At 30.3% G+C, this 2,581-nt stretch carries 3 protein-coding genes; all 3 read right to left on the bottom strand.

All coding sequences use genetic code 11. The features are described 5' to 3' along the window. Positions 1–125: 125 nt before the first annotated feature. The gene (locus ACRD64_RS25135; RefSeq protein ID WP_430937378.1) at positions 126–494 is read right to left on the bottom strand and encodes a DoxX family protein; all 369 of its coding nucleotides are present in this window, start codon (positions 492–494) and stop codon (positions 126–128) included. 81 nt (positions 495–575) lie between these two features. Next, on the bottom strand, positions 576–1,145 hold the full coding sequence (locus tag ACRD64_RS25130; RefSeq protein WP_430937376.1) for a Crp/Fnr family transcriptional regulator: 570 nt from the start codon (positions 1,143–1,145) through the stop codon (positions 576–578). Between the two features lie 32 nt (positions 1,146–1,177). Further along, positions 1,178–2,347, bottom strand: a complete 1,170-nt coding sequence (locus tag ACRD64_RS25125) for an ATP-binding protein (protein WP_430937374.1) — start codon at positions 2,345–2,347, stop codon at positions 1,178–1,180. Positions 2,348–2,581 lie beyond the last annotated feature (234 nt).

Genomic DNA, 2,581 nt, shown 5'->3' with positions numbered 1-2,581 from the left:
AAAAAAACGGTAGCGGGGACTTGTATCCTTCTACCGTTTTTTTGTGCTCAACTGGGCTTTAATTCCTATAATGTTAGCAACTGGGCTTAGTTAATAGGCAACAAATTCAACCTTACATATTAAACTTATAGGACCAATAGACGACCAACTATAACGAAAATTGTAAGCAACAATAAAACTGAATTAACAATAACTTCTTTAGTTTCTTTTCTATTTATATGTAATCTCATTGCTCCAATCATCGTAAATGCAAGTCCAACTGCTGCCATAGGTGTTAATATAGGATATATTTTCAACAACATTGGTAGAATTAATCCCAATGCGCCTAAAATTTCAGTTAAGCCTATTGCTCTTAGAATTGTTGTTGAAAAATTATTAACCCAATCTCCAATTTTCTTACTTAATTCTTTTACTGGCTTTAAAAGTTTCATGGTTCCAGCCATTAGGAATATAACTGCTAATAATCCCTGAATAGTCCAAAGTACTATATTCATAATTTTAAATTTTAATATTTACTCAAAAATAGATACATTCAAAATGTAAAAAAATGAACTAGTTCAAGAAAATACTCCTATTTACTTTTTAGCTAACTTTTTAATAATCTTACTAAGAAACTCAGCGCTAACTCCAATATAGGAGGCTATATGATATTGAGGTAACCGCTTTATTAAATCAGGATATCTTGTTTTAAGTTCTATGTAATTTTCCTCAGCACTTTTAGATAGTATTGAAACTAATCTTTTTTGTATAAAAATATAGGAACGCTTTAAATAGTCGTTATTATTTTTAATGAATTCTGATAATGCTGAAAGACCTGCATTATCAATGGAATAGACAATCGATTCTTCAATTGTTTCCATAAAAAAGCTTGTCGGTTCTGGACTAGATAAATCACCTATTACTTGGTTTTCTTTTGCAAACAAGATATTGAATTCTTTGCCATTTTTATCGATAAGAAATAATCTAATAAGTCCTTTCTCAATAATATACTGTTTAGTATTTGAGCTTCCTCCGCTAAATATTAATTCTTTCTTTTTAAAGGTTTCTTTACGAATATTTTTAAGTAGTTCCTTTTTCTGAACCTTATCCAAAGGGATTTTTAATTGTTTTTGAAAAAAATCGGCTATAAAATCAAGTTCATTCATGTCTGTTAATGTATAGAAATGGCGGCATTTTCCTAATAATTTAAGCCAAAAGCCCATAAAGGTAATATATTCATATACCCAAATTCAATGTCATCTTTCACGATATATGATTTTCCATCTTTTTCTATCTGTTTTTGCTGTTTATTCTTCCCTCCAACTTCGAATGTAAAGTCTTTGATAACAAAATCAGCATTCTTTGATGATATAACTTCATTTCTTACTCTCATTTGATTCAGAAAAAAAGTTTCTCTAATATTACCTATATTAGATTTTTCGCCAGCTAAACTATAAATTAAATTGGTGTTGTCAAGATAGACTTTGTCAACTTTACCTAAACCTCGAATTCCACTAGTTTCATTTCGTAGTTGACCGATAAGGCCTGCCTTTTCCATATACGTAAAGTAGTCATCTAAAGAGTTTCTACTAACCTTAATCATTCCGGCAATCTTTGATAAATTGGGTTTGAATGGAACACTTTCAGAGATTATTGATAGTAAACGCTTCAATTTACGACTAGTTGCAACATTCATATTTGCATATTGAGGAATGTCGGTTTCTAAGGTTTGAACTACAATTTGTCCTAACCGAAGATTAAGCTCATTTTCAATTCCAAATGGATAATAACCTCGCTGCAGATAGTCATTGAATAATGGTAGTGGGTGTTTTATATCCGGAAGCTGAATCTCCCCATTAACAATATGTTCTAAGGTGAAAGTTTCAACTTTTCTATTATGGAAGAAATTAAGGTATTCTCTAAAAGAAAGTCCTTGTAATCTATATATTAATGCACGTCTACTTAAATCAGCAGAACCTTTAAGTATGTCAAGTACAGAAGACCCCGTAAATACAACCTTTAAGTCTGGGTATGAGTCATAAATATTTTTTAATTCTCGAGACCATTCTTCGTATTTATGAATCTCATCAATAAATAAGTATTCTCCAGCATTCTTATAAAAAACATCAGCTAAGTCTATTAACCTGTTTTCGCTAAAGTACATATCGTCAGCTGATACGTACAAAGCTCGTTTACTACCTAAGTTTTCTTTTATATATTGCAGAATCATTGTTGTTTTTCCAACACCTCTAGGACCAATAATTCCGACCATTCGGCTATTCCAAGAAATTTCTTGATACAGATACCGCTTAAAATCTATAGTCGTATTTTGTAATAAAATCTCGAATTTCTGATATAGAGTTCTCATAGCTTTAAACTATTTGTTTATACAAATATAGAAATACGCACAATTAAATGTGCAACAATTTAATATATTGTATTATTAATAGTGCAATATTGTTTTTATGCTTGGCGGTAACGGCAGTCTGTCTAAAAACTATCCGCAAAATAAAATTTATTGCGTTTTAAGCCCTTTTTAAGCTGTTGTTTGGGTTTATTATGCTGCCTGAAAATAGCGATAATAATTTATTTTGATAAACAA

The organism is Saccharicrinis sp. 156 (assembly GCF_050589685.1).
GTDB lineage: Bacteria > Bacteroidota > Bacteroidia > Bacteroidales > Marinilabiliaceae > Saccharicrinis.
Note: the sequence above shows the minus strand (reverse complement) of the source record. Positions and strands in the feature narration are given on the sequence as shown.